This window comes from Gemmatimonas sp. (assembly GCF_041689975.1).
Classification (GTDB): domain Bacteria; phylum Gemmatimonadota; class Gemmatimonadetes; order Gemmatimonadales; family Gemmatimonadaceae; genus Gemmatimonas.
On sequence record NZ_JBDNFF010000206.1, the window covers coordinates 1 to 2,675 of the forward strand.

Annotated in this window: 2 protein-coding genes; one reads left to right on the forward strand and one right to left on the reverse strand. The window is 63.3% G+C overall.

All coding sequences use genetic code 11. The annotated features are described in order from the left end of the window. Positions 1–115: 115 nt before the first annotated feature. Positions 116–1,546: an ABC1 kinase family protein gene (locus ACESNG_RS13180; RefSeq protein ID WP_373064699.1), complete on the forward strand. Its 1,431-nt coding sequence runs from the start codon at positions 116–118 to the stop codon at positions 1,544–1,546. A gap of 63 nt (positions 1,547–1,609) precedes the next feature. Here the strand turns inward: ACESNG_RS13180 and ACESNG_RS13185 are convergent, their stop codons facing one another. Further along, positions 1,610–2,308: a PEP-CTERM sorting domain-containing protein gene (locus tag ACESNG_RS13185; protein ID WP_373064701.1), complete on the reverse strand. Its 699-nt coding sequence runs from the start codon at positions 2,306–2,308 to the stop codon at positions 1,610–1,612. Between the last annotated feature and the right edge of the window lie 367 nt (positions 2,309–2,675).

The following is a 2,675-nucleotide window of genomic DNA, read 5'->3' on the forward strand; positions in this document are numbered from 1 at the left end:
CGCGTGACGCCATCGCGCACGGCCCGCGACGACGCGCGCGCCGAGCAACTGTGGACGACGACGTCCCAACTGACCGGCCTGGACGCCGACCAGCTCATTCGCGACGCGATGTCTCATGCCGTGGCGTGACCTGCCGCGGCTGGTCGCGATTCTCTGGCGACTGGTGCCGCTCGTGCTGTCGTTTGTGCGGGATCGTCGACGCTGGATTCGCTGGGGTGGTCCCGTGCCGCGCCCGCCCGCGTTTCACGAACACCGCGCGCGTCGCATGGTGCGCGACATCGCCGAGCTTGGCCCAGCGTTCGTGAAACTGGCCCAGATTTTAGCGGCACGCGCCGACTTGGTGCGCGAGCCGTATCTCGCCGCCCTCGGCACGCTCACCGACCGCGTGCCGCCGGTGCCCTGGACGCAGATTCGCGCAGCGCTACAAGCAGCATGGAACGCCGATCCCGACAGCATCGTGGACCATCTCGACCCGGCGCCTCTGGCGGCGGGATCACTCGGTCAGGTGCATCGTGCCCGGTACCAAGGGCGCGAGGTGGTGGTGAAGGTGCTGCGTCCGAACGTGGAAGCCGTGGTTGTGCGCGATGTGCGATTGGCGCGAGCGATCGTGAACGCGGTATACGCGCGCTTTCCGCATCATCATGTGCTGGGCTTCCGCGTGGTGCTCGACGAGTTCGACCTGCACGTGCGCGAAGAGATGGACTTCGAGCGCGAGGCCATGCAGTGCATGCGGATGCGCGAGCGTTTCTCCGACGAACCTCGCCTGCGCATTCCGCGGGTGGAGACGGTGTTGACGCGTCGCGACGTACTCGTGCTGGAGTTCATGGAAGGCACGCGTATTGATGCACTGGATGCTCAGATCGCACGCGGCCTGGTGTCCCCCCGCGCGCTGGTCGAGACGCTGATCGAGAGTTACGCGCGCATGATGCTGCGCGACGGCGTGTTTCACGCCGATCCACACCCCGGCAATCTGCTGGTCGACGCGCAGGGACGCATCGTGCTGCTCGATTTCGGGATGGTGATCGACGTCGGGGTACCGGTGCGCAAAGCGCTGTTCGAGACGATTTTGGCGGCCATTCGCCGGGATGCAGACGCGACCACAGATGGATTCTTTGCGCTGGGCATGGTCGCACCGGGTACCCCGCGTGAATCGATGCGTGAGCTGGTGCGCGTGCTGCTGGACATCGCGTTGCAGGACAACGCCATGGAAGACCGGGCACGTGCCATTGCCGATCGCGTCATGCGCGAGCTGTTCAACTGGCCGATCGTGTTGCCCGGCGAGTTGGTGTATTTCGCCCGTACGGCCGCGCTGATCGAGGGGGTCGGCGCGCGTTACGATCGCAACTTCAACAGCATCAAGGTGGCCTCTCCGGTGGTCCTGAAGATGCGCCGTGAAATACTGGCCGTGCTCCTCGGCGACGAAGGCACCCGCGAGCCGATCATCACCTTCGCCGCGACACTCGGCGCCCTGGCGGGTGGCGCCAGCGTCGTGATCGGTCGCGCCTGGCGGCGCCTGCAACGCGACAATCTCCCGTCGGTTCGTTGAGACCGACGGGAGATGCGCTATGTCCGGTGCGGCCGCCGATTAGGGCGGCCGAAGCAGCGTGTATCAGGCGACGGAACGACGGCGACGGGCGACGACTCCGAGGGCGAGTAGACCGGCACCCATCAGCGCGTAGGTGGACGGCTCAGGCACGACTGACGTAGACGTCAGGTACTCCTGACTCGACGCCTCGCCGTTCACGTTGTCGTCGGAGAGCACGTACCAGTTGCGCGTGAGCGTGAACGTGGTCGGCACGGTAAGCGTGAAGAAGTCACCGCTACCGTTGAACGTACCGCCGAACAAGTTCCAGATCGTCCCTTGGATATTCTCCGCGTTGTACAACCCCACGCCAACGAGCGCGGCGGTCGGATTGTACTGCTCGATGAGCCACGCGGCGTTCCGATAATCCGCTTGGCTGTTACGACGCGTTTTCGAGAAGTCGCCGTTACCGACGATACCGTTCGTGTTGGTCGTGAAGGCCGTCGAGAAGTACGTGTCGGCACTGGAGTTCGCCCAGTTGCTGAAGTCGACGCACCAGATGATCGCGTTGTTCAGCGGCGTGGCGCCGGCAGCACCGAACTGCGCATTGAAGCTGGTCAGCGTGCCTTGGTATGGCGATACCTGAAAACCGCCCACCGTACCGTTGTTCGCGATGTCGCCGTTGAAGTCGACGACGCCGAGTACCGGAGCTTGCGCCGAAAGCGCGGCGGGCGTGGCGAGAGATGCTGCGAACAGGATCGAAGCGAAGTTGCGAAGAATAGACATTTTGACCTGGCGGTTGAGGAAGCGAAACCGGACAAACCCATCCATATGCAATCGTCGTGCCAGCTTCGTGGACCGAATCAGGAAGGAGCCAAGGCGCAGGAAAGCACTGCAAATCATTGTAAAACAATGCGTTACGATTTTTGCTCATTTCGTCCCAATGTCCAACCAAGCCCTACCGTAGCGGGGTCGCCACACTGATGGACAACATGTCGAGCTCTACCGTAAGGTAACAATCCTAAAAGATCCATTCGCGGAACAGGTCGAAACCGAACTGCAGCCGCGGGAAGCCGTTGGTGCTGAGCTGGGTGCAGGGTGCCGAGCCGGGATCCATACCGACTTGTCCGGTGAGGCTTCGGCTGATGCGATA